At 65.7% G+C, this 21,970-nt stretch carries 28 protein-coding genes and 1 pseudogene; 7 read left to right on the top strand and 22 right to left on the bottom strand.

The features are described 5' to 3' along the window. Positions 1–33: 33 nt before the first annotated feature. The 13 genes and pseudogenes from ABC319_RS03505 to ABC319_RS03445 all read right to left on the bottom strand — a co-directional run. Positions 34–162 (bottom strand): annotated as a pseudogene (locus ABC319_RS03505) (helix-turn-helix domain-containing protein); the annotation flags it as partial. 10 nt (positions 163–172) lie between these two features. Further along, on the bottom strand, positions 173–403 hold the full coding sequence (locus ABC319_RS03500; protein ID WP_413068905.1) for a DUF2274 domain-containing protein: 231 nt from the start codon (positions 401–403) through the stop codon (positions 173–175). 12 nt (positions 404–415) lie between these two features. Then, positions 416–1,633: a TraB/TrbI/VirB10 family type IV secretion system protein gene (locus tag ABC319_RS03495; RefSeq protein WP_413068904.1), complete on the bottom strand. Its 1,218-nt coding sequence runs from the start codon at positions 1,631–1,633 to the stop codon at positions 416–418. A gap of 5 nt (positions 1,634–1,638) precedes the next feature. After that, on the bottom strand, positions 1,639–2,493 hold the full coding sequence (gene trbG / locus ABC319_RS03490) for a P-type conjugative transfer protein TrbG (RefSeq protein ID WP_413068903.1): 855 nt from the start codon (positions 2,491–2,493) through the stop codon (positions 1,639–1,641). Next, entirely contained in the window at positions 2,490–3,299 is an 810-nt protein-coding gene (gene trbF / locus ABC319_RS03485; protein ID WP_413068902.1) for a conjugal transfer protein TrbF, read from the bottom strand. The genes trbG and trbF overlap by 4 nt, the downstream gene beginning before the upstream one ends. A 3-nt stretch (positions 3,300–3,302) precedes the next feature. Further along, positions 3,303–4,595: a P-type conjugative transfer protein TrbL gene (trbL, locus tag ABC319_RS03480; RefSeq protein ID WP_413068901.1), complete on the bottom strand. Its 1,293-nt coding sequence runs from the start codon at positions 4,593–4,595 to the stop codon at positions 3,303–3,305. A gap of 55 nt (positions 4,596–4,650) precedes the next feature. Next, positions 4,651–5,424 carry a P-type conjugative transfer protein TrbJ gene (gene trbJ / locus ABC319_RS03475; protein ID WP_413068900.1) on the bottom strand — a complete coding sequence of 258 codons (774 nt, stop codon included), beginning with the start codon at positions 5,422–5,424 and terminating at the stop codon, positions 4,651–4,653. After that, positions 5,421–7,883 (bottom strand): conjugal transfer protein TrbE, encoded by a 2,463-nt coding sequence (gene trbE, locus ABC319_RS03470; protein WP_413068899.1) that lies wholly within the window; start codon positions 7,881–7,883, stop codon positions 5,421–5,423. Before trbE ends, trbJ begins: the two co-directional genes overlap by 4 nt. After that, a complete protein-coding gene (locus tag ABC319_RS03465) occupies positions 7,877–8,161 on the bottom strand; it encodes a conjugal transfer protein (RefSeq protein ID WP_413068898.1) in 285 nt (94 codons plus the stop codon). The genes trbE and ABC319_RS03465 overlap by 7 nt, the downstream gene beginning before the upstream one ends. Continuing rightward, a complete protein-coding gene (locus tag ABC319_RS03460) occupies positions 8,158–8,493 on the bottom strand; it encodes a TrbC/VirB2 family type IV secretion system protein (RefSeq protein ID WP_413068897.1) in 336 nt (111 codons plus the stop codon). Before ABC319_RS03460 ends, ABC319_RS03465 begins: the two co-directional genes overlap by 4 nt. Positions 8,494–8,496: 3 nt before the next feature. Then, the gene (trbB, locus tag ABC319_RS03455; RefSeq protein WP_413068896.1) at positions 8,497–9,492 is read right to left on the bottom strand and encodes a P-type conjugative transfer ATPase TrbB; all 996 of its coding nucleotides are present in this window, start codon (positions 9,490–9,492) and stop codon (positions 8,497–8,499) included. Continuing rightward, positions 9,489–9,893: a CopG family transcriptional regulator gene (locus ABC319_RS03450; protein WP_413068895.1), complete on the bottom strand. Its 405-nt coding sequence runs from the start codon at positions 9,891–9,893 to the stop codon at positions 9,489–9,491. Before ABC319_RS03450 ends, trbB begins: the two co-directional genes overlap by 4 nt. Before the next feature lie 3 nt (positions 9,894–9,896). After that, positions 9,897–11,924 carry a conjugal transfer protein TraG gene (locus ABC319_RS03445; RefSeq protein ID WP_413068894.1) on the bottom strand — a complete coding sequence of 676 codons (2,028 nt, stop codon included), beginning with the start codon at positions 11,922–11,924 and terminating at the stop codon, positions 9,897–9,899. 204 nt (positions 11,925–12,128) lie between these two features. Here ABC319_RS03445 and ABC319_RS03440 point away from each other — a divergent pair, with 204 nt between their 5' ends. Beyond that, positions 12,129–13,025 carry a HEPN domain-containing protein gene (locus ABC319_RS03440; RefSeq protein ID WP_413068893.1) on the top strand — a complete coding sequence of 299 codons (897 nt, stop codon included), beginning with the start codon at positions 12,129–12,131 and terminating at the stop codon, positions 13,023–13,025. Positions 13,026–13,057: 32 nt separating this feature from the next. Here the strand turns inward: ABC319_RS03440 and ABC319_RS03435 are convergent, their stop codons facing one another. Continuing rightward, positions 13,058–15,574, bottom strand: a complete 2,517-nt coding sequence (locus ABC319_RS03435) for a S8 family peptidase (protein WP_413068892.1) — start codon at positions 15,572–15,574, stop codon at positions 13,058–13,060. Further along, positions 15,525–16,556 (bottom strand): AAA family ATPase, encoded by a 1,032-nt coding sequence (locus ABC319_RS03430; protein WP_413068891.1) that lies wholly within the window; start codon positions 16,554–16,556, stop codon positions 15,525–15,527. The genes ABC319_RS03435 and ABC319_RS03430 overlap by 50 nt, the downstream gene beginning before the upstream one ends. 271 nt (positions 16,557–16,827) lie before the next feature. Between ABC319_RS03430 and ABC319_RS03425 the strand changes: the two genes are divergently transcribed. Together ABC319_RS03425 and ABC319_RS03420 are read left to right on the top strand one after the other, a co-directional pair. Further along, positions 16,828–17,067: a histidine kinase gene (locus ABC319_RS03425; RefSeq protein WP_413068890.1), complete on the top strand. Its 240-nt coding sequence runs from the start codon at positions 16,828–16,830 to the stop codon at positions 17,065–17,067. A gap of 147 nt (positions 17,068–17,214) precedes the next feature. Further along, positions 17,215–17,709, top strand: a complete 495-nt coding sequence (locus ABC319_RS03420; RefSeq protein ID WP_413068889.1) for a Ros/MucR family transcriptional regulator — start codon at positions 17,215–17,217, stop codon at positions 17,707–17,709. A gap of 171 nt (positions 17,710–17,880) precedes the next feature. Here the strand turns inward: ABC319_RS03420 and ABC319_RS03415 are convergent, their stop codons facing one another. Further along, positions 17,881–18,165, bottom strand: a complete 285-nt coding sequence (locus tag ABC319_RS03415; RefSeq protein ID WP_413068888.1) for a hypothetical protein — start codon at positions 18,163–18,165, stop codon at positions 17,881–17,883. A 647-nt stretch (positions 18,166–18,812) separates the two neighbouring features. Between ABC319_RS03415 and ABC319_RS03410 the strand changes: the two genes are divergently transcribed. Genes ABC319_RS03410 through ABC319_RS03400 form a run of 3 tightly spaced genes read left to right on the top strand, consistent with a single transcriptional unit; the run spans position 18,813 to position 19,344 of the window. Next, a complete protein-coding gene (locus ABC319_RS03410; RefSeq protein ID WP_413068887.1) occupies positions 18,813–18,992 on the top strand; it encodes a hypothetical protein in 180 nt (59 codons plus the stop codon). Further along, positions 18,989–19,168 (top strand): hypothetical protein, encoded by a 180-nt coding sequence (locus ABC319_RS03405; RefSeq protein WP_413068886.1) that lies wholly within the window; start codon positions 18,989–18,991, stop codon positions 19,166–19,168. Before ABC319_RS03410 ends, ABC319_RS03405 begins: the two co-directional genes overlap by 4 nt. Then, positions 19,144–19,344 (top strand): hypothetical protein, encoded by a 201-nt coding sequence (locus tag ABC319_RS03400; RefSeq protein WP_413068885.1) that lies wholly within the window; start codon positions 19,144–19,146, stop codon positions 19,342–19,344. Before ABC319_RS03405 ends, ABC319_RS03400 begins: the two co-directional genes overlap by 25 nt. 35 nt (positions 19,345–19,379) lie before the next feature. Here ABC319_RS03400 and ABC319_RS03395 read toward each other — a convergent pair whose 3' ends face one another. The 6 genes from ABC319_RS03395 to ABC319_RS03370 all read right to left on the bottom strand — a co-directional run bounded on the left by ABC319_RS03395 (position 19,380) and on the right by ABC319_RS03370 (position 21,519). Next, a complete protein-coding gene (locus ABC319_RS03395; protein WP_413068884.1) occupies positions 19,380–19,613 on the bottom strand; it encodes a hypothetical protein in 234 nt (77 codons plus the stop codon). Between the two features lie 67 nt (positions 19,614–19,680). After that, positions 19,681–20,292, bottom strand: coding sequence for an SOS response-associated peptidase family protein (locus ABC319_RS03390; RefSeq protein WP_413068883.1), 612 nt, complete (start codon positions 20,290–20,292; stop codon positions 19,681–19,683). 2 nt (positions 20,293–20,294) lie between these two features. Beyond that, a complete protein-coding gene (locus ABC319_RS03385; RefSeq protein ID WP_413068882.1) occupies positions 20,295–20,654 on the bottom strand; it encodes a hypothetical protein in 360 nt (119 codons plus the stop codon). A gap of 11 nt (positions 20,655–20,665) precedes the next feature. Next, positions 20,666–20,995, bottom strand: coding sequence for a hypothetical protein (locus tag ABC319_RS03380; protein WP_413068881.1), 330 nt, complete (start codon positions 20,993–20,995; stop codon positions 20,666–20,668). Then, positions 20,988–21,284: a hypothetical protein gene (locus ABC319_RS03375; protein WP_413068880.1), complete on the bottom strand. Its 297-nt coding sequence runs from the start codon at positions 21,282–21,284 to the stop codon at positions 20,988–20,990. Before ABC319_RS03375 ends, ABC319_RS03380 begins: the two co-directional genes overlap by 8 nt. Before the next feature lie 7 nt (positions 21,285–21,291). Then, entirely contained in the window at positions 21,292–21,519 is a 228-nt protein-coding gene (locus tag ABC319_RS03370) for a hypothetical protein (RefSeq protein ID WP_413068879.1), read from the bottom strand. Positions 21,520–21,677: 158 nt separating this feature from the next. Between ABC319_RS03370 and ABC319_RS03365 the strand changes: the two genes are divergently transcribed. Then, a complete protein-coding gene (locus ABC319_RS03365) occupies positions 21,678–21,914 on the top strand; it encodes a hypothetical protein (protein ID WP_413068878.1) in 237 nt (78 codons plus the stop codon). Positions 21,915–21,970: the final 56 nt, after the last annotated feature.

Below are 21,970 nucleotides of genomic sequence, written 5' to 3'. Positions count from 1 at the left end.
CGCAGAATAGTTCGCCCGAGTCGCGGCGACAAGGTCGTCCTCGTGAAAACGCCAGCTCCGCCCGATCCGCGATCCGGGGAGGACGCCCGTCTTCACGAGCTTGCGTACCGTGTTGGGATGCAGCTTGAGAAAGGCGGCCGCTTCGACGAGGGTCAACAGCACGGCCGTCGCCTCAGCCCTGAGGAGCGGCCCCGCCGCGGTTCATCCTGGCGAATTCGCGATCCCCGTCGAGAAAGCTCGTCAGCATCGCGGGAACCAGCTCGGTGACCGGTTCCGACGTTCCGTATGTCGCCGTATAGACTCGGGCATAGGCATCCAGACGGGCCTGCAGTTCCGGCAGGATGCTGAGCGTCAGTTTAACCGGCGTGCGATCAGGGAGGCGTGGAAGCTTGATGTCGGGCATGGTTCGGTCTCCTCACGAGTGCCAGGGAGGCAGGATCAAGTCGCGGTGAACGACAAGACGAACTGGGGCGCCGGGACGCACGGTGATCGTCGGCTGTACCTGCAGGTTCTTCGACGTGAGCTGGTCGCCGGCGCGCGTGGCGCTCTGCTGCGTTGATTGGCGCAACGCCTGGACGAGGTCGCTCTCGCCCGCCAGGGAAAGGGTCGAGCCGACCCCCAGCAGCGTCGAGATGCCGACGCCCTTGAGGAGTGTCCAGCTGTGGAAGTCGACCTTGTCGGCGAGACCGGCATAGCCTGCGGGATCGGTCGCCGGCACGTTGTCGATCTGGAGCGAGCTGCCGTCGGGGAACAGGATGCGCTGCCAGACGACCAGTGCCCGCTGCTGTCCAAAAGCGATGACGCTGTCGTAGGTGCCGATGAGCCGCGCGCCCTGCGGGATGAGGAGCACGCGACCGGTCGCGCTGTCGAACACGCGCTCGGTGACCTGCGCGATCACCAGGCCCGGAAGGTCCGATCGGAGCCCGGTGATGAGCGCCGCGTTGATGACGCTGCCGGCGCTCAACGGGGCGGACGATGCGGGTGGCGCGACTGTGTGAGGATCGAACGCCCCCGCCCTGTCGCTTCCTGCGACGAATTCAGCTTTTCGCTGCTGCCCGCCAGGCTCGCGCTCCGCGTCGGGCAGCGTCGGCGCGCTGATCGCCGCGCCAGGCACCGGCCTTGGACCGGCAGCGACCACCGGTGCGTCCGGTGCTGCCGGCTGCCGGGTCGAAGAGGTCACCAGCAACGCCGATTCGCGAGCCGCCGTCGCTTGCGCGATGGCCTGCTCGCGCTGCACGTCGATGGCACGCGGGGACGCGGCGGGCGCCGACGGCAGATCAAGCCCCGTCGTGGCTCGCTCGTGATCGAGGATCGGCTTCCCGAGATCGCCGGGAAGTGGCCGACCGAGCTTGGGAACACCGTCGTAGCTCGTCGGCAAGGCGGCAAGGGCTTCGGTCGGTGCGACGGCGGCGACATCGCGCGATGCGTCATTGCCGACGATATGGAAGGCGGACGGCTTGAGCGCGACCCAAACCGTGGCGATCAGGCTCACCGAGGCCATGGCCGCGACGGCGACCACCGCACCACGTTTGAACCGGATCGCCCGCGGCGGCTTCGCTCGCAACACCAGCGTCTCCGGATCGACTTTGGCGGGCAGCGTTTCCACGACCTCCGCGACTTCATGCGGTGCCATGGCCATCAGCTCCTTTTCCCGGCGTGCGCGGGAGCGGTGCGAACGATGCGGACGATCTCCTGATGCTGCGTGCCAAGCCGCAACTCTGCGACGTCGAAGAGCCGATCGACGATGTAGAAGCGGCCATGCACGCGGTAGTTCACGAGCCGGACGCCTCCTTTGGGATCGACGAGGAACAGCGGCGGCGCTTCGCCGACAGCCAAGGTGGGCGCGAACTCGATGTAGGTCTGACGCCCGTCGTCGAACGCGCGGAGCGGACGCCAGCTCGGCTTGTCACCGGTGATGGCGTAATCGAAGCGAAGCTGCTCGACGTCGAGCCCCCGCGCGGTCGGTTCTGCGACGGCTTGCGTTTCGCTCTGCCGCTGGAGCGCGATGAGTGCGTCTTGCGGATAGCTCCACGATACCGCGGTCATGGCTGCGCCGACGGCGCTCGACAGCGCGAGATGATAGGTCCGACGTTCGGTGGTGATGACGAGGTTCGTCGCGAGGCCGCCGGCGAACGGCTTGATGAGGATGTGGACGCGTTTGTCGCCCCCTGCCCCGCTGGTGGTATCGCCGATCACCCACCGCACGGTGTCGCCGCTGGCTACGGCCCCGAGCTGCTCCCCGGGCTGGAGCGCGATGTCGGTCACGCGTCCCGGCGCGGCGTAGACCCGGTAGATGCCGCCCTCGCTGTAGGGATAGACCTGCGCCGCATTGACGTACCCCGCTGCCGCTGGACCAAGCGTCGCGTGCTGGTTCGCCGCAGCCACGACCGCGCGCTCATCGCGCAAGTTCTGCTGTCCGCTGCGCTGCGCTGTGGCTTGGCCGCCAACGGCGGCCGCCAGGCTGAAAGCGGACGCAAAGAGGATCGGTCTCATGGCAGGGTTCTCCGTTGCGGGGTGGCAGGGGTCGGCAATGCCAGCATCGGATCGAGCGGTGATCCGAGCGGCAGATTGTCTGGCGGCCGCGTCGGCTCGACCATGGCCGTCGTCGGGCCTGCTGGCTCCAGCTCCCGGCTCCAATCGATCGCATCGACGTAGAGGCCGAGCGGGTTCTTGCGCAGCGTCTCGGCGGAGTTCGGCGGTTTCATCACAACAGACAGGATCCCGGTCCAGTGCGAGACGCCGGTCTGTTTGCCGCGATTGAACGCCGACTCCGTCCATTTAACTTGGAATGAGGTGTCCGACGAGCGGACGACGCTGGTGACCTGGACCGAGACCGAGCGATCGCCGATCCCCGCGAATGGATCGGCGCTCCTCGCATAGTCGCCGAGGAACGCGGCGCCACGTTGGGTCGCGAAGTCATAGGCCGACAGCCAATCCCGGCGCATGAGGACGGGGTCGAGCGAGATCGATCGGACGTTCTCGACGAAGCGGGCAAGCTGCCACGCGATCTGCGCGTCGGTCGGCCGATACGTCGCCTCCGCTTCGCTGATCGCCCTGGCTTCGCCGAGCTGGTCGACCGCCACCACATAGGGGACGACACGGCTCTGCAGCGACTGCCAGATCAGCGCCGCCGATAACCCGCCGGAGCAGACCAGCAGGCCGAACGCCATGGCCCGCCAGTTGCGCGCCTGGATGCGGGCCGCCCCGATGCGGTCGTCCCAGACCTGGCCTGCTCGCTGATAGGGCGTCACGGGTTCAGGCGACCGGCCGTACCGCTGGACGCTACGTTTGAAATACATGGCTCAGGCATCCTTCTCTGCGATGTCGGGGGTGGCGGAGGCGCCGCCGCGATCGCCGTCACGAAGCGCGTGCATGGCGACCTGGCTGTGATGACGGGCGTTCTGCCTGCGCTGGAGTGACCGCGCCCAGGTCGGCGCACCGTCACCGGCAGGCGCAGCGCTGCTTTTGGCGGTGCCGTTGAGGCCAGCCCATGCGGCCTGGCGCCCGGCCTCGGCCGCCTCGCCCAGTCCGAGCGCCGACGACATCCGCTGCCGGACGGCACCGCCGGCCGCCTTCGCGACGCCGGAAAGACCTGACCCGACGCTCTTCGATCCAGCCGTCTCCTGCCCAAGCTGGTAGGAGGTGCGTGCGGCCGACCCCATGGCCGTGCCTGCCCTCACCGCCCCGAGTGCCGCGCTGCCCAGCGCCTTCGCACCGGCGGCCGCACCGCCGGTGGCGAGCGCGGCGATGCCGACGGCGCCCGCCGTCGTGCCTAGGGCGGCGCCGGCCCCGAGCTGCGGGGCGCCCGCGACCAATCCCGAGGCGATGCTCGGTCCGAAGATGCCAAGCCCGAACAGCGTCAGCGAGGCGAGCAGCAGGCTCAGCGCCGTCGCGATATCGGCGTCGCCCTGTGCGGTCGAAGCGAACTCCGCGAAGAAATTCGCGCTGATGCCGATAATGACCGCGAGCACCATCACCTTGATCCCGGCGCTCACGACGTTGCCGAGCACCCGCTCGGCAAGGAAGCTGGTCCGGTTCCAGAGCGCGAACGGCACCAGCACGAAGCCGGCAAGCGCGGTCAGCTTGAATTCGAGGATCGTGACGAAGACCTGCACCGCGAGGACGAAGAAGGTGATGATCGTCAGCGCCCAGGCGATGAGCAGCACGGCGATGGTCGCGAAATTGGTGAAGAAGGTGACCGGCCCGCTGAGGTCCGACGCCTGCTGGAGCAGCGGCCAGGCTGCGCTGAAGCCGACGCCCGCGAGCCGGCCCGGCCGCAGCAGATCGTCGGCGCTCATGCCACCCCCGCCCGCGGTGATTCCGGCGGCGGTGAACGACCGGAAAACGATGTCGGCGAGCGACGAGAACCGGTTGATGATGAACGCGAAGGCGCCGACGTAAAGGATCTTGCGCAGAAAGCGCCCGATCACGTCCTGCTCGCCACCCAGCGCCCAGAACAGTCCTGCCAGCGTGATGTCGATCGCGATCAGCGTGCCGGTCAGGAATGCGACGTCGCTGCCGAGCAGACCGAAGCCGCTGTCGATGTAGCGAATGAAATCGGCCAGAAAACGGTCGATGACGTTGAGGTCGTTCATGCTGGTGTGACCCGGTGAGCGAGGTGTTGTCGACGCGCGATGTCGTCGTGGAGGCCTAGTGACCGCTCGGAAGCGGCGTGTACGCCGAGCGGGAGCCCAGGAACTTGCGGCTGGCGGCGCGCGCATCCGACTCCATCTGGACGCGTCGCGCCTGCTCGAGCGCCTCGGCGCGGTACTGCGCGGCCATCATGGTCTGGAGCTGGAACTGCTGCTTGGCCGTCAGCGCGAGGAGCTGATTGGTGGCCTGCGCCACGGCCAGCGCACCCGGGCTGCCCTGACTGCGCGCAACGATCCCGTTCAGCGCCTGGGCGTCGGCGGAAACGTTTTCGACGATTTCGGACTGGACGGCCATCGTCCGGCCGAAAGCGTCGATCGAGGTGTCGAGCCGGTCGCGTGCCGCTCGCGCCTGCTGGCCCGATGTCATCGTCGCATCGAAGCTTGCCGGAAACAGCTGGCGATATTGCTGCTCGGTCGACGCGACGCGGAACTGGATACCCTGCGCCTGCCCGATCAGCTGGTCGATCTGCCGGAGCTTCTGCGTCAGCGCCTGGATTTCCGGGAAGCCGATGGCGGTCAGGTTCTTGGCCTGGTTGAGCAGCATGGCCGCCTCGTTCTGGAGCGAGCGGACCTGATTGTTGATCTGCTGGAGCGCGCGCGCTGCGGTGAGCACGTTCTGCGAGAAGTTGGTCGGGTCGTAGACGGCGATCTGGGCGCTTGCCGGGGAGATCCAGACGACCCCGGCCACACAGGCCGTAGAGAGACCGGACGTCCCGGCAACGAGGCAGCGCGCGAGCGAGCGACGGGGGCGAGGTGTTGCGGTCGTCATCATGGTTCTCCCTGGAGGCGGTGTGGGCCATCGAAGCGGTCAAGCAGCGACGCCGCCCAGCCGAGTCCGGCGTGTTCGAGGAAGCGGGCGGCGAAGGCCGACGGGCCGTGCTCGGCAATCAGCCGATCGATCGCGGCCTGCGATGCCGGGTCCGCGGAGCCGCACAGCGCGAGCGCGATCGGTCCCAGCCCGAGTTCAAAAAGGCGATTGCCGCGTGCGGACTGCAGGTAATATTGCCGCTTCGGGATGGCGTTGCCGATGAGTTCGATCTGTCGCTCGTTGAGGCCGAACCGCTCATACGCGGCGCGCGACTGCGGCTCAGCGGCCCGGTCGTTGGGAAGCAGGATGCGCTGCGGGCAGCTCTCGATGATGGCCGGCGCAATGCTGCTTCCGGCGATGTCGGCGAGGCTCTGTGTCGCGAAGACAACAGCAACGTTGCGCTTGCGCAGCGTCTTCAGCCATTCCCTGATCCGCGCCGCAAACAGCGGATGGTCGAGGAATATCCAGGCCTCGTCGAGGATGAGCAGCGTCGGCCGGCCATCGAACCGTTCTTCGAGCCGATGGAACAGATAGGTCAGGACAGGGGCGACGGCGCTCGCCTGCCCGAGCAGATCCTCCGTCTCAAAACAGTGAACGTCGGCGAAGGAGAGGCGCTGCTCGGCCGCATCGAGCAGCCGACCGTACGGACCTTCGAGCGTGTAGGGCGCGAGCGCCGTCCGCAACGCGTTGGACTGGAGAAGGAGGGACAGTCCCGTAAGCGTGCGTTCCGCCGCCGGTACACCGGCGAGACTGCCGAGCGCTGACCAGGCTATATCCTTTACTTCGGGCGTGACGGCGACCTTCTCCTGCGCGAACAGCGAAACGATCCACTCCAAGGCCCAGGCGCGCACGGCAGGATCGTCGATGGCGGCGAGCGGCTGAAAGGCAAGCTCAGACCGATCCTGCGCGCTCGCGACTGCGCCTACGCCGAGCGCATGGTGTTCGCCGCCCATCGCCAGCGTCGCGGCGCGGGCAGACCGCCCTTTGTCGAAGATGTAGACCTGCGCATCGCGATAGCGGCGGAATTGCATCGCCATGAGCGAGAGCAGAACCGATTTGCCCGCGCCCGTCGGCCCGACGATCAGCATGTGCCCGACGTCGCCGACATGGCTCGACACGCGGAACGGCGTCGATCCAGCGGTCTGCGCGTGCAGCAGCGGCGGGCCGCTAAGATGGGCATTGCGGGATGGGCCAGCCCATACTGCCGGCAGCGGCATCAGGTGAGCGAGGTTGAGGGTATGAACGAGCGGCTGTCGAACGTTGGCGTAGACCTGGCCGGGGAGCGACGACAGCCAGGCCTCGACGGCATTGATCTCCTCGCGCTTGACCGCGAAGCCGAGGCCGTTGACGACCCGCTCGATCGCGCGAACCTTGGCGTCGACGCGCGACTGGTCTGTGTCGGCTACAGTGATCGTCACCGTCAGATAGCCGAAGGCGACGTGGTCGCCGCCGAGCGCCTGCAGCGCGACGTCGGCATCGATCACCTTATTGTCGGCATCGCTGTCGAGCAGCTGCGTCGGCTCGTTGTAGATTACCTCACGCAGCAGTGCGGCGATCGACTTGCGCTTATTGAACCACTGCCGCCGAAGTTTGGTGAGTGCCTTGGTGGCGTCGATCTTGTCGAGCGCGATGAAGCGGGTGACCCAGCGATAGCCGAAATCGAGGTGGTTGAGCGCGTCGAGCAGGCCGGGACGGCTCAGCATCGGGAAGCCGAGGAGAGTGACGGTGCGCAGATGCTGGTGGCCAAGCTTCGGCGCGAGGCCGCCAACGAGCGGTGTGTCGGCGAGCAGCGCGTCGAGATACATCGGCGTGGCGGGGACCGCGACCCGATGCCTACGCGACGAGATCGTCCCGTGGAGAAACGACAGCGTATCGGTGTCGTCGAGCGCCTCTACCTCGGGCATGAACCCGGCGAAGAGATCGAGCACGCGTTCCGTCTCAGAAACGAAGCCGGCGAGCGCAGTCCGCCAGTCCCGGGCCGGCGACTGGCCTTCGGGCTGCTCGACGAACGAGCGGCCGGCCCGCTCGGTGGCGTCAGCGGGCGGAAGCCAGGTCAGCGTGAGATGATAGCGGCTCTCGAAGTGCTCGCCTTCCGCTTCGAACGCCGCGCGGCGCTCCTCGTCGACCAGCCAGGACGCGGCATCGGGAAAGTCGCTCGCGGCATAGCCGGGCGCCGGCCGGCGCTCGGCATCGAAGAACAGCGCCCAACCGCTTCCGAACCGGCGCAATATGTTGTTCGCGCGAGCGCAGATGGAGACGAGCTCGGCCTCGGTCGCGCTCTCGAGATCGGGACCACGAAAGCGGAGCGTGCGCTGGAAGCTGCCGTCCTTGTTGAGGATGACGCCAGGGGCCACGAGCGCGGCCCAGGGCAGGTGATCGGCCAGCCGATCGGCGCGGCCACGATATTCCGCAAGGTTCAGCACGACAAATAGCCCTTCTGGCGAAGGTGGCGGACGAGGATCGGTGCGACGTGCGGGTCGCGGCGGGCGGCGAACACTGCGACACTGTGTCCGATGGCCCAGCACGCGAGCCCGACGGCCCATTGCTGGAGCCCAAGCCCGATCGCCGCCGCGATCGTTCCGTTGACGATCGCGATCCCGCGTGGCGCGCCGCCGAGCAGGATCGGTGAGCCGAGGCTGGCGTGGATCGGTGCCTCGAACCCGGCGATGTGCGGCGACGAGGTGGAGGGAGCGTCGCTCATCCGATCAGCGCCCCACCGCCGAAGCTGAAGAAGGAGAGGAAGAACGACGACGCCGCGAACGCGATCGACAGGCCGAACACGATCTGGATGAGCTTGCGGAAGCCGCCCGCGGTCTCACCGAAGGCAAGCGTAAGGCCCGTCGAGATGATGATGATGACCGCGACGATCTTCGCGACCGGCCCCTGGATCGAGGCGAGAACCTGCTGGAGCGGCTCCTCCCAGGGCATGCCGGAGCCGGCAGCCCAAGCCTGGGCCGACATCGTGGCAGACAGGCCGGCGGCGACGGCGATCATCGGCAGGGTGGACAGGCGGCGGGCGTGGATTGGGCGCATGGGTCAGTCTCCTTCAGGTGCAGGTTGGAGGGCAGGAATGAGGTCGGAGATCGCGTAGTCGCCGTCGGACCCGAGGCCTCCGACGCGAGCGAGGGTTTCGATGCGGCGCGACGTGCCGCGGCCGGCGATGAAGACGATGATGTCGATGGCGTCGGCGATGAGGCGGCGCGGCACGGTGACGACCGCTTCCTGGATGAGTTGCTCGAGCCGGTGCAGCGCGGCGAGGGCGCCGTTCGCATGCACCGTCGCGATCCCGCCGGGGTGGCCCGTGTTCCAGGCCTTGACCATGTCGAGCGCTTCAGGCCCGCGTACCTCGCCGACGATGATCCGGTCAGGGCGCAGGCGAAGCGTGGAACGGACGAGGTCGGCCATCGTCACGCTGCCCGTTCGCGTCCGCAGCGCCACCGTATCGGCCGCGGGCGAGCGCAGCTCGCGTGTATCCTCGATCAGGAGGACGCGCTCGTCGCGGCTCGCCATCTCGGCGAGCAAGGCATTGGCGAGCGTCGTTTTGCCGGAGCTGGTGCCGCCGGCGACGAGGATGTTGCGCCGGTCGGCAACCGCGCGCCGCAGCTCGTCCGCCACGCACGCCGGCATGATCCCGTCGGTGACGTAATCGGCAAGCGTGTAGAGGCGGGTCGCGGGCTTGCGGATCGAGAAGCAGGGACCAGTCGATACGGGGGGCAACAGGGCCTCGAACCGCTCCCCTGCCCCGTCGCCATGCGGCGGCAGTTCGGCCGAGACAATCGGGGCGCCGGGATGGACCTCGAGCCGCGCGTGGCTCGCGACGAGCCGGATGATCCGCTCGACCTGGGCGGGATCGAGACGGACGAGCACGTCGCTTCGCCCCTCGCCCAAGCGATCGAGGCGGAGCGCACCGTCCGGGTTCACCATCACCTCGGCGACCAGCGGATCGGCCAGCGCCGCCGCGATCGTCGGTCCCATCGCGGTGCGCAGCATGGCGCGTCGGCGCTCGTCGGACATCGGCTCGGCCGCGCTCATGCCGGTTTCTCCTGCTGACCGGGCGGAGCAATCGTCCGCGTGCCTGAGCCGAGCTGCCGCCCGACCTGCGACACGAACGCCTCGAACCGCTCGCGCCCGACAGCGCGGGCCGCGCTGTCGGCGTCTGGCAGCGGTGCGGAGACGGTGAGCTGATAGCGGACGAACAGCGAAAGGCTTTCGAGCAGCACCTCGATATCGCGGCGGATGAGCTCCTGCTCGCGCGCGATCCGATCGAGCCGGTCCTTGAATACCGACTCGACCCTGCCCGACCCGCGTCGGTTGAGCCAATCGACCAATGCATCGTTGACGAGCCGACTCTTGTTGAACCGAGACCCGACTGCGAGCGCCTCCAGCGCGTCGCTGACCGCCTGGTCGATATAGAGGTTTTGACGAACCTTCATGGCTCAGTTTCCAGACAGCAGGTCGCGCCCGCTGCTCTCGTCGAGCGCGTAGCCGCGGGCGATGGCGGTGAGGCCGCGCGCCTGATCCATCGCACGGCGATCGGCGAGCACGTCGCCGTCGTCGTCGGGACTGCCGATCTCGGCCGGCAGCTCTTGATCGGTGCGCGCGGCGGGCACCTCTTCGGCCATACCGGGATGACGCGCGTGTTCCCTGCCGCCGTCTTCGCCGTATTCGGCGTCGGCGCCCGACCTTGCGAGGCGGGTATCGGGCAGACGGGCGAACCGGCCCCAGTCGTTGCTTCGCGGAGCCGGTCGATCGCCGTAGCGCCCCTCACCGAGCGTGGGGGCTGGCAGCGCCCGCGCGGTGAAGTTGCGATCCTGGAAGTAGCGCAGCTTGCTCGCCCGGATCGGCGCCAGCCCGGAGATGAGAACGATTTCGTCGGTCGGCGGCAGCTGCATCACTTCGCCTGGTGTCAGCAGTGCACGCGCGGTCTCCTGCCGGCTGACCATGACGTGGGCGAGCCATGGCGCGAGGCGATGACCGGCATAGTTGCGCATGGCGCGCTGTTCGGTCGCGGTGCCCAGCGCATCGGAAATCCGCTTGGCGGTACGCTCGTCGTTGGTCGCAAAGGCGACGCGGACATGGCAGTTGTCGAGGATCGAGTTGTGATCGCCGTAAGCCTTCTCGATCTGATTGAGGCTTTGCGCGATGAGAAAGGCGCGTATGCCATAGCCGGCCATGAAGGCGAGGCTGGTCTCGAAGAAGTCGAGCCGCCCCAGCGCTGGGAACTCGTCGAGCATCATCAGCAGCTGGTGCCGCCGGGTCGCGACGCCGGGCGCGTCGAGCCGCTCGGTCAGGCGCCGGCCGATCTGGTTGAGGACGAGACGGATAAGTGGCTTGGTACGGCTGATGTCCGACGGCGGAATGACGAGAAAGAGCGAGACGGGCCGCTCGCCATCGACGAGATCGGCGATGCGCCAGTCGCAACGCGAGGTGACCTCGGCGACCGTGGGATCGCGATAGAGCCCGAGGAACGACATCGCGGTCGAGAGCACGCCGGATCGCTCGTTCTCACTCTTGTTGAGCAGCTCGCGCGCCGCAGATGCAACGACGGGATGGACCTTTGGGTTCGCCGCATCGCCCAGATGGTTGGTCGACATCATCCGCCCGAGCGTCGCGACGAAGCTGCGCTGCGGGTCGGAGAGGAAGGTGGCGACCCGCGCCAGCGTCTTCTCCTCCTCGGCATAGAGGATGTGGAGGATGGCGCCGACCAGCAGCGAATGGCTGGTCTTCTCCCAATGGCTGCGGCGTTCGAGCGCTCCTTCGGGATCGACCAGAATATCGGCAATGTTCTGGACGTCGCGCACTTCATCGGCGCCGCGGCGAACCTCCAGCAGCGGATTGTAGCGTGCGGATCGCGGATCGGTCGGATTGAAGAGCAGGCAGTGCGAGAAGCGCGAGCGCCAGCCGGCGGTCAGCGTCCAGTTCTCGCCCTTGATATCATGGACGACGGTCGAACCGGTCCACGACAGCAAGGTCGGCACGACGAGACCAACGCCCTTGCCCGATCGGGTCGGCGCAAACGCCATGATGTGCTCGGGGCCGGCGTGGCGGAGATACTGGTCGCCGAGCCGGCCGAGCATCACGCCGGCATCTGCGTGGAGCCCCGCAGCGTCGATTTCCCGAGCCGTCGCCCAGCGCGCCGAACCGTAAGTCGTGACGTTGCTCGCCTGGCGCGCACGCCAGAGCGAGCCCGCGATCGCCGCGCCGCAGCCGATAAATCCGCTCGCACCGGCGAGTGCCCCGGCCTTGTCGAACACGGGTTCGGCATAGGCGCCGAAATGATACCACCAGGCGAACAGTGCCCATGGCCGATAGACAGGCACCCCGGCAGCGACCGCCCAGGGCTGCCCCAGTTGGGGCTGGTAGGCCAGCATCGACGCCGCCCATTGGGTGGCCGCCCAAACCCCGAGTAGCACGATGGCGAACACGACCAGTATCTGGCCAATCAGGAGTTTGGTGGGCGTCATGGTGGCGAATGCTCCGCCGGGCACGTCGGTCGACCCGGCGCGGCAAGACTCGCGTATGGCGTCGCTAAATCGAATGGTGCTGATGGGTGTTGAAGCGCCGGATAGTGCCGGCTTCGACCGTCGGAGCGGCGCGCCCGCTCTTCAGGCACCCGTCAAGCGGTCAGCGGCTTGTTGCCCAGCCCATTCAGCCGCTAGGGTCACAGGATGCGCGACACGCTCGATCATTTGCCGGTCACGAAACAACGCGAGCTGGCGCATGTCGTGCGGGTGCTGTTCGAAGAGTTCGAGGCGGCGACCGCCGCCACGACGACCAAGTGGAAGAAGCAGGGCCGCATCCTCAAGCTGGTGCTGTATGGCAGCTATGCGCGCGGCGATTGGGTCGACGACCCGATTGGCGGCTATACGTCCGACTATGACATCCTCGTCGTCGTCAATGACGAGCGGCTGGTCGACTTCGAGCTGTGGTCGGCCGCCGACGACCGCCTCATGCGCGAGACGACGATCACCAAGACCTTGTCCGCGCCGGTCAGCTTCATCGTCCACAGCCTGAGCGACCTGAACGCGCAGCTCGAACGCGGCCGTCCCTTCTTCATCGACATCGTGCGGCAGGGCATCGCGCTCTATGAAGCGGAGGGCTTCTGCTTCGCCAGTCCGCGTGAATTACCAGCAGATGAGGCACGTGCGGAAGCAAGAACGCATTTCGCAAAATGGCTTCCCAGCGCACAGGCGTTTAAGCGAATGGGCGACGGAGCCTCTGCGGTAGGCGATCGCAATGAAGCAGCGTTTGCCTACCACCAGTCTGTTGAACGGCTATATCATTGCGTCCTCTTGGTCCTGACGCTTTACAGCCCGAAATCTCACCGCCTGAACTTCCTGCGCAGTCAGGCCGAGCAGTTGGTACCCGAACTCGCCACGGTCTGGCCGCGCAAGCATCGCTTCCCGCGCCGCTGTTTCGAGCTCCTACGGCAGGCGTATGTCAACGCCCGCTACTCACCTCACTATGAGATCAGTGCCGAAGAACTTGGCTGGATCGCGGAACATGTCGGACTTCTGCAGGAACTGGTTCGTTCTGCCTGCGAGTCACGATTGTCGGAGGCTTAGTGACATCAGATGCCGGGGATGCAGTCAATCCGTCACCTGACGCCGGCCCGAATTGGCGGTCGGACGCGCGCGAACACCTCATCGTATAGACCTACTTCGCCTGGCATTGCCAGCGTGACCGCCATTCCGAAGGTGACAGGATCATCGACAGCCGCACCCTGGTCGGGATTGCGTTGCACAATGAGTGGCACGGTCATCTCAGCCGTCACGATCGGGGCATCAGCTCCTTCCCAGCATCGCGAGAAAATAGTGCCGCGATTGGTTTGGTTTTCATCCGGCTGCCAGCTATGGCCGGCCACGCCCAATTCGCCGATTGCGGAAGGCTTGAGAACTTTGAGCCGACACGTCCGATAACTTTTCCGGCCCGGTGCTATCGGTGTGAACCAGGCGAGTGTGACCGACAGACTGTGCGGGCGGGCCTTGCCCCCCATTGTCAATGGGACGGGCACGGCGACGGTCAAATTACGATCGGGTGGAAGCGTGCCCGTTGCGAAGAAGGTGGCCCGGTCCGCAGCACATGCGACTGCCTCGTCTGCATCCACACAGCCGAAGCCGATGAAGCGACGAATATTGTCTTTTTGTTTGCTTGCCTGACCGCGTCCCCAAGGCCCAACGGTCGCTTTGATGAGATCGGCTATATCGCGCGGCCACCGCGCCGGATGGACGAGCAACGCCTTCAATAGTACGGCGCGTTGCAGCGCCGGGGTGGCGAGGAAAGCGTCGCCATAGGCAAGTTCCAATGCATCATGGATCCGGTGACAGGTCCGGGATGCGAGAGCGGCCGCCGCGCTCGTTCCGTTGGTGTAGCCATCCTGATTCTCGCGAGCCCCCGCTGGGGGCGCAGCGACCTTGAGACCGGCGCCGCGCGAAGCCCGGCCTGGCCGCACCTCGATATGGGTGTGGTTGCGCACAACCTGCATGTGTTCGCGCCCGCCCGGGAGCAGTATGTCGGGCTTTACAGAACGAGCGAAGCCTGGCCCGAGCGCGCTCGACGGATTGGCGGTATCATGCGCGGGGAAAGGATCGATCAGGACGCGCGCCAACGCTCGATCGGCATCGGGCACAGCATCCTTGTTCCATGCCCCGACCGTCACACCGTTGACGGTTTCGGCTGGCGAGAACATGCGCCGGTCGCCTATTACAGCCTGCAGGGCACTGATCATTGAGGTCGCGCGGTGGCCGCCGTTGGCGTGCTCATAGGCCAAGCCGGTCGGATAGGCAGGAACGGGGATATCGCTCGTCGTGTTACCGGCACTGACGATGAACAAAATCCCGAAACGGGCCGCTAGTCGATCGAGCAGACGCGCCCATGGGGAGAGCTGGCCGTGAAACGGCCGGACCCGGTTTCCCAGCGAGAGATTGACGATCAGGACATTGGGCCGGTTCTCGCGCAACCGCATGATTGCGAGGTAGATGAGGTCGACGATCAACCGGTCAGCCGGGAATTCGTCATTGTCGCCCATGACCGGCATCATGTGGATCTGGCGGGGTAGCGCTTCGCCTGGTTCGTTCCGATCACCATGGATGATCAACGATGCCATGGCAGTGCCATGTGATCGGCTCGCGACAAGCGCACCAGGCTCAAGGTCGAACGAGTCGTCAAGGTCGATGTGGCGGGCAAGCAGCCGATGTGCGGCAACGGGCACGCCGTCCAACAACGCGAGAATTGGCTCGCCAAGGGTGCGTTCGTCTAATGCAGCAGCTGGAGCCTCTCCAGCATCCGCGATCTCGATCTCGGTGGGCGCGCTTTGCGGACGGATGTGCAGCACCGACTCAAGACCGGCGATGCCATCGACACGCTTGGCGACAATTGCCCTTACCGCTGCGGCCGGAAGATCGACAAGAAGAGCGTGGTAACCGATGTCCGCCAGCCGAGCCTGCGAGATCACCGCTCCACCGTGGCCGATTATCGCGGCGCGGACATTGGCTTGCTGTTCGGCCGCGACCGCCTCGCGCTCCCGAAATACGAGTTCCATTTCCAGTCGGACGAGATCTGCGTCATCAAGACCTTCGAGCGCGGCTTCGAGGTACGACGCATCGCTGGCATTAACGCGATCGGACGGACCCCATGGCCGTAGATCGCGCAGCAAATCGAATACGGCGGCCCAAGGTGTTTCGCCTCGTAGCAGCCGGCCTGTCTGCCACCGGCGCCAGAGGGACTCCAGGTTACGAAGCGCAATCATGTCCGGGACGAGTAGATAGGCGAACGGATGCTTGTCGCCGTCATCGCCTTCGAGCTCCTCTTCGTCGATCAGCTCGAGGCCAGCAACGTTGCGTACGGCAGTCGCAAAAGCGTTGATCGATCCGCGGACCTCGAACACCAGCAGGCGCTCGGGCGCGAGACCTGTCGGATCGGCGCGAAGCTCAAGGGCATTCGCGCCGCGCGCAAGCACATCGGCCAGACGCGCGAATTGCGGCCCAAAGGTGCCGGTCTGTCGCGCCCTCGAAAAACTATCTGGCGCCGGAACATAAGCAGGACGCCCGCGCTGTCGCGGTTGCTCAGCTTGCGGCGTCAGCCTCAGAAGCGGTTTCGTTGGATCGCTGGGCATGGAGTGCTTCGGGCGTTACCCGCGCCGTCCAAAGTTCGAGTTCTGCGCGCAAAGCCTCATCTACAGATATCTCCCCCAAGCCCAATATCTGGCGCCGTCGCACGCTTTGGCAGAAGTCGAGTACCTCAGCATAGCTGGCCTCACCCAACTTTCCAGCAATTCTGCCCGCACCCATCCTCGGCGTGTCTGGCCAATCGGACAATACTCGATCGAGAAACACCGTAACGTCCCGCCGGTGCGGCGCGGGGATCGCCAAACGCATCTGGAAACGCCGCCAAACCGCGCGATCAAGCAGTTCCCCATGATTAGTCGCAGCGACCACGACGACGTAGCTCGGCAGCTGGTCGAGCTGCATCAGCAGGAAAGACACGACGCGCTTGATCTCGCCAGTCTCATGCGTATCGCCGCGTTCCTTGCCGATAGCATCGAACTCGTCGAAAAACAGAACGCTCGGCGTTGTCCGCACGTAGTCGAACAGCTTGCGCAGGCGTGCATTGGTCTCGCCGAGATAGCTGCCGATAAGCGCGTCGTAGCGCACCACAAAAAAGGGCAGGCCAAGGCCTTCGGCGAGCGCTTCCGCAAAGGAGGTCTTGCCGTTCCCCGGCGGCCCTGACAGCAGTACGCGGTGGCGTGGCTCATACCCGCTCGCCCGCAGCACATCCGCACGCCGGTGCTCTTCGATGATTTGGCGACCGCTCTGCTGGGCCGGCAGCGGCAGCAGCAGTTCGTCGAGCTGCAGGCGTGCGCTTACCTCCAGGATCGCCTCACGGCCGCTGGTAGGATTAGGCTGCTGAGACGTCGAGGTGAGCGCAGGCGGAGTCACCGGCACCGCCGACAGGGCACGCTGCAGACGATCGGCGACGATATAGTGCTTTTTGGCCAGCTCGTCGGCGACAAGCGCTTCGGTCGCCGAGCGCACGGTATCCCGATCGCCAGCCGCACTGGCGCGCACGAGACTGACGAGAAGATCGCTACGTGCCATGGCTGCCCTAAATTGTCCCCGCGCCGAGCCTATGCCTGATTTTCCCATCTACTGCAGCCGAAGATAGATGCGCCTTCGCAATTTCCGGGCCCGCGCCGGGCAGGACCGTAAACAGGCTGAACCGAATCGCACCTGCCAGGCTGGACTCTACCCTGTCGTGGGACCGAGGGTAAATGCGATTTCCGGCCAGCATGAAGCGTCAGGCAGTCACTGTCCATGCCAGCAAGCTGTCGATTCTCATGCGTAGCATCTAAGTCGATGCAGCAGGCCATTGGCGGGCGGGCAGCTGGTTGGTGACATTGGTCTGGCGAAAAACGCGCTCGCCTCGCGCGCGCCGGAGCTGGAGCAGGTCGTGGCTGAGATCGTTTCGATCACGCCCGATCGAGCGACCCGGTCGGACATCGTCATTGAGGCCTCCACCGCCGGCGACCACGTCCGGATCGGACAAATGCTTTTCAACCTGTTCGGCAATGCGATCGCTTTTAGCTTACGGTGGAGCCGACCGTGGTGAGGGCGGACTCTTGGATCTGGATTGATCCCGCCGAGCATCAGCTTGTCCGTGCCAAAGGGGGTGTTGAGATTGTCGCTGTGGCCTGCCTACATCGGTGCGGGCCGCTGATCGAAAGCAAGGCGACAAGTGCAAGGGGCAACCGAGCAGATGAACGATCCGACAAACCCGGTCGAGCTGGCGACCGAACTGACCGCCGCGTGGCTGGCTAATCCTAATACCCGTGTCGAGGTCGATGCCGTGCCGTCGTTACTGGCCGCGATCCATGCCGCAATCGTGCAGCTCGACAGCGGCGCCCGTTCGATTGAGGCCGACGCCCGGCAACATACCGTCGACGAGCATGTGCCGGCCGTTACCGTCCGTAAATCGCTCGCCTCGCCCGACCAGATCATCTCCATGATCGACGGCAAACCCTATCGCACGCTGCGCCGTCATCTTTCGACGAACGGCCTTACCCCCGACGACTATCGTGCCCGCTACAAACTAAAGGCCGATTATCCAATGGTCGCTCCTACCTACAGCGAGGCGCGCCGCGCGATGGCGAAGAAGATCGGCCTCGGTCGTAAAAAGACCGAACCAACCGAGCAGTCGGCAGCGCCAGCCAAACCCAGGCGCCGCAAGCTCGGAGTGTCCGTCAAGAGCTGATCGCTGCGGGCAAGTTCTGACGCTGGTTGCGTAATTCAGCTCCATTCCTTGTTGGGGCAGCCTACCATACTGTCCCACAAGAACCTCCAGCATGGCTTGCGCATTGTAGCGCTACAGGAGCTTACCACAATATCTCGAGGAAACCGTCGCCGCCTTTTCCGCCCATAGCGCCTAATCCGGTGTTGCCGTCCTTATCCGTATCACCACCGCCGCCGCCGCCACCGCCGCCTGCGCCGCATCCAGCCCCCGGACGCCCTGGCTTGCCCTGATGCGCCGCCTTGAAAACAGCGGAGCCGGTTCCGCCCATTCCGATTTCCGAACCGCCACCACATCCGCCGGCCCCGCCGTTTCCACCCGCACCGTCGACCCCGGCACCACCTCCGCCGCCATTGCCGCCCCAATGATTATCCTGATTTCCTCGGAAAGCGATGAGGCCTCGACCGCCAGGAACACCATTAAGCGACCTGCCATCCCCCGACCGATCTCTGCCAGCCCCGCTTCCTACGCCGCCAATAGTGACAAAACGACCATTGTCGCCAAACGCGAACTTCTTCTGAGGCGCTGAAGATCCAGGAATGGTTTGTGTGACAGTCGTAAGCGTACCCGCCTGCCCTGAATCGCCGCCTGCTCCTATCTCGATTTCGAAGATATCGCCTGGATTAACAGCAATGTCGGAGCGCAATCCCGAGAAGTTCGGATTCCAATAATAGGCAGCGCACCCGGCGCCTCCAATCCCGCCGCCTCCTGGTCGTTGCGAACCTGGCGAGTTTCCCCCTGCGAAACCACCTGATCCCGCGCCCGCACCATAGAGCCATATGGTCGTTACCCCCGCGGGCACGACAAATGGCGCCTTTCTGCCAGCAGTTCGCTCAACCCGAGACCCTGATACCAGGGCAAATTCGTCGCCTGCAATAGGGGCTTCAAGTGGCTGAAAGACGTGCTCCTGCATCACTGTTCCTCCTGTTGCGACTCGCCGTCGCAACGGAAGACTATCACAGCGCGTTCCGGTAAAAACTATCCTGCTGATTTCGAGTGACTGTGAAGCGGTCGCCTTATCTCTTCTATAGCCCGATCCACAGATTAATCTTCCGTGGAGGATCGCCGTGCGGATCGGTGCCCGCGCCGCGGCCAGTAAAATGGTGGGCATCGAGCGCTTCGTGGCCATCGCCAGGCGGTATGAGGCGCTGCTGGCGGGCAGCGACATCAGCCAGCCGATCTTGCAGCGCTTGGTCCTTGCGCTAGTCTTGTCACCGGCCATCATGGCCGCGAGGAAAAGAGCATGAAGCACCTGCTGCTTGCCGTTGCCACGCTGGGCGTCGTCGCCACGCCTGCTTACGCTGCGCCCTGCAAAGACGCGAAAGGCAAATTCGTGAAGTGCCCGGAACCTACCAAGACAAAGGCGAAGGTCTGTCGCAAGGACGGTAAGTTCGCCAAATGCGGTACGCCGGGGGCGAGATGACTGGCGGCGGCCGTCCACCCGGCCGCCCCAACCTCGGGCGGCTGCTGTTGCCCTTCTCGGGTGAGCCGCGTCGCAACACTGACGTGCCTGATCGCGTACGCGCACTCAGAATGCTCGACGCCGCATTGCGGGTCGGCGTCGGCGGCCTGATCCTGTGGTGGCTGCTGCGCCTTTAGCTGCCGCCCGTATCGACCAGCGTCGTTCGTCCTGTCTAGGCGATGTAAGGGTGCTCGCTCCGCACGATCTCGACGGCCCGCTCGACCAGATCCTTCTCCTCCACCGTGCCGATGGGCGTGACGCACCAATTATGCTTTACGTGCTTCCAGGTCGGCAGGCGCTCCACGGCGCCGATGCGCCGCCGCCAAGTCATCTTCCTGCCGCCGGCGACAACGGCGATAACCTCGGCGGGCAGGTCGGCTATCTCGTCAGGCCTCGGTATAGCCATGGGCGCGCGCGTTCCATTGATGAGCAGAGTCACTGCTCCCGAGTCGGGTTCCGCGTGCCGTGTCGTTTCAGTCGACGGCGATCAACTGCGACGGGTGCGCGCAGGCGAGTGACAGCGCGTCCTCGATCGGCGCCGACAGCCACCGCTCGTGATCCTCATCATGGAGGATCACGGGGATGGCCTTCGGATGGACGGCGCCAACGACATGCGCCGCCGGATCGCCGTCATAGCCACAGGTCAGAAATGCATAGCGCGGGCCGTCAGCCGTCGGGCGCCAGACGCCGGCGAATGTGCCTATCGGCCGTGATGGCAGGCTGAACCAATGCGGCCGCTTCTTGCCCGTCGCTGGATCAGGCTCGACGCTCCACTCCTGAAACCGCTGGAAGGGCACGAGACAGCGACGCTCCGGGTTCGCTAATGCCGATCGCCAGAACGGCGAGCCATAGTTGCGGACGTTGACGACCGGCTGGCGCGCTCCGGCCGGCGGCGGGAATCCCCAGTTCATCTTCTCGACGTGTCGACCGGCAGCGTCGCGCGTCACCACCCAGCCCTCCCGGCCGGGCGAGACATAGTCCTTCTCCATCTCCTGCTCGTCGACGTCGCGACGGACAGCGTCATCAGCCCCGTAACGGGTGATCAACTCCCAGCGGGCAACCTTCAGGCTATAGAGGTTGCACATCGCTACAGATCCGCCATGAAATCGACGCGGCGGCGCTCGTCCTCGATCATCGCAAACTCCCGCGGCTCGAAGCACAGCGGATGCGCCATCATGCTCTCCTGGGCATTGCGCCAGGACGGGCGGAGGTCATCGTCGTCCGCGCACCAATCGCGCGAGCCCGGCCCCCAGAACCCGATTGCCCAGTTGGGGCCGTCCCTGAGCAACTCGGCTCGGCCGGCGTCGCGATCGTACTCGGTGATCGGACGCCACACCAATCGATCCCAGAACGCCTTCTGCTCGGCGCGCTGTTCGGCTTGCCACGCCTCGAACGCGGCACCATCCAGATCGCGATAGCCACGGGGCCCGTCATAGACGTGGTACATCGTCGTCTCCTTCATGAACGATAGCGCGAAACGAGCAGCTTCCAAGTGCGGTCATCGGGATAGGGCGGCTGCTCCGGGTCGGGGCGGTCGCGGGTTATCTCGGCGATGGGCTGGATCTTCCGGCCGGCGGTGACGAGGCACGCGTTGCAATAGAGGCGGCGATAGGCGCCAGGCAGCCGATCGTTCCAGCCGCGGCGCTCGAACATCCACCACAAAGCCACCGCGTCGTAGCGGCGGACGTGCTGGCATCCCGGACAGCTGAGCGTGATCGTCCGGCGGTGAAGCGCGCAATGTTCCAGGCAGCCGAGCTTCTGACCGACATGGGTGCGATCGTCACCCATGGCCGACGCGGCGCCGAATGTGATTGAGGAGGGCCAGGCCGGTCGCCGCTCGGCCGCGCCCGTCCTTCTCGGGCATGTCGGTGGTGCGATCGTCGCCGACGGCCATCAGAAAAGCTTCGAACGCCTCGCGGGGTGTCTGGCCCGGAAACGCGCGATCGTCGCTGACCGCGTAGAGGAAGGCGACCGCGAGCCTGAGCCCCGGCCCCGGCTTGACCGGCGCGATCGCGGTCTGACCCTGCGCCTCCTCCAGCACGGCTAGCGCGCGATCGACCAGCGCGCGCCGCGACATCCGCACATCAAGCCGCGCTCGGCGCGAGCACCAGGTCGAGCCCCCACTCCGAGCGCGGCCGGCCCCGCTCGACGGGCAGGCCGTGCAACAATGCATGGTCCGCACTCCAGGCATCCGGCAACGCATCGGCCAGCAGCGCATCTTCCGCCTCGCGGGTCACGATCCAGCGCTGCGGCCGAGCGCCGATCGCCAGCGCCAACGCGATGCGTCGTACGGCCTGCTCAGCGAGGGTCATGGCATGACGCGCGCTAGCGCGCGCACGTGCAAAATGGCTGGCATTCGTTGGCTCCGGTAGCGTCGAATCAGTGTCTCGACGGCGTCCATCCCAGCTAGAACGAAAAGAGAACATATGGCAATAGGAGGATGCCCGAGTCGAGGCACGAGGTTGAAGATATGACCGACCAGCAGGATAGCCCCGCCCCCGCTTTCGGCGCGTGGCTCGCCCGGCAGACAAATCGCGGCGGATTCGTCGGTCAGCTGGCCGCAGCCGCGGCGAGCGATCGGCGCTTTCCCAAGGCCGGTGATCCCGAAACGGTGCGCGCCTATCTGCGTGGAGCGATGGCGGACGGTGACATGTTCGACGGCGTCGATGACGCCGAAGCGGATTGGGCGGCGGCGATCGGCGCGTGAGGCAATCCCGGGCGAGCCGAAGCGACGGGGCTGTTATACCGATCGAGCGCCTTCGG

Origin of the sequence: Sphingomonas phoenicis, assembly GCF_047238005.1 — a bacterium.
In the GTDB taxonomy this organism is placed as follows: domain Bacteria; phylum Pseudomonadota; class Alphaproteobacteria; order Sphingomonadales; family Sphingomonadaceae; genus Sphingomonas.
This window is presented reverse-complemented; position numbering and strand designations above follow the sequence as displayed.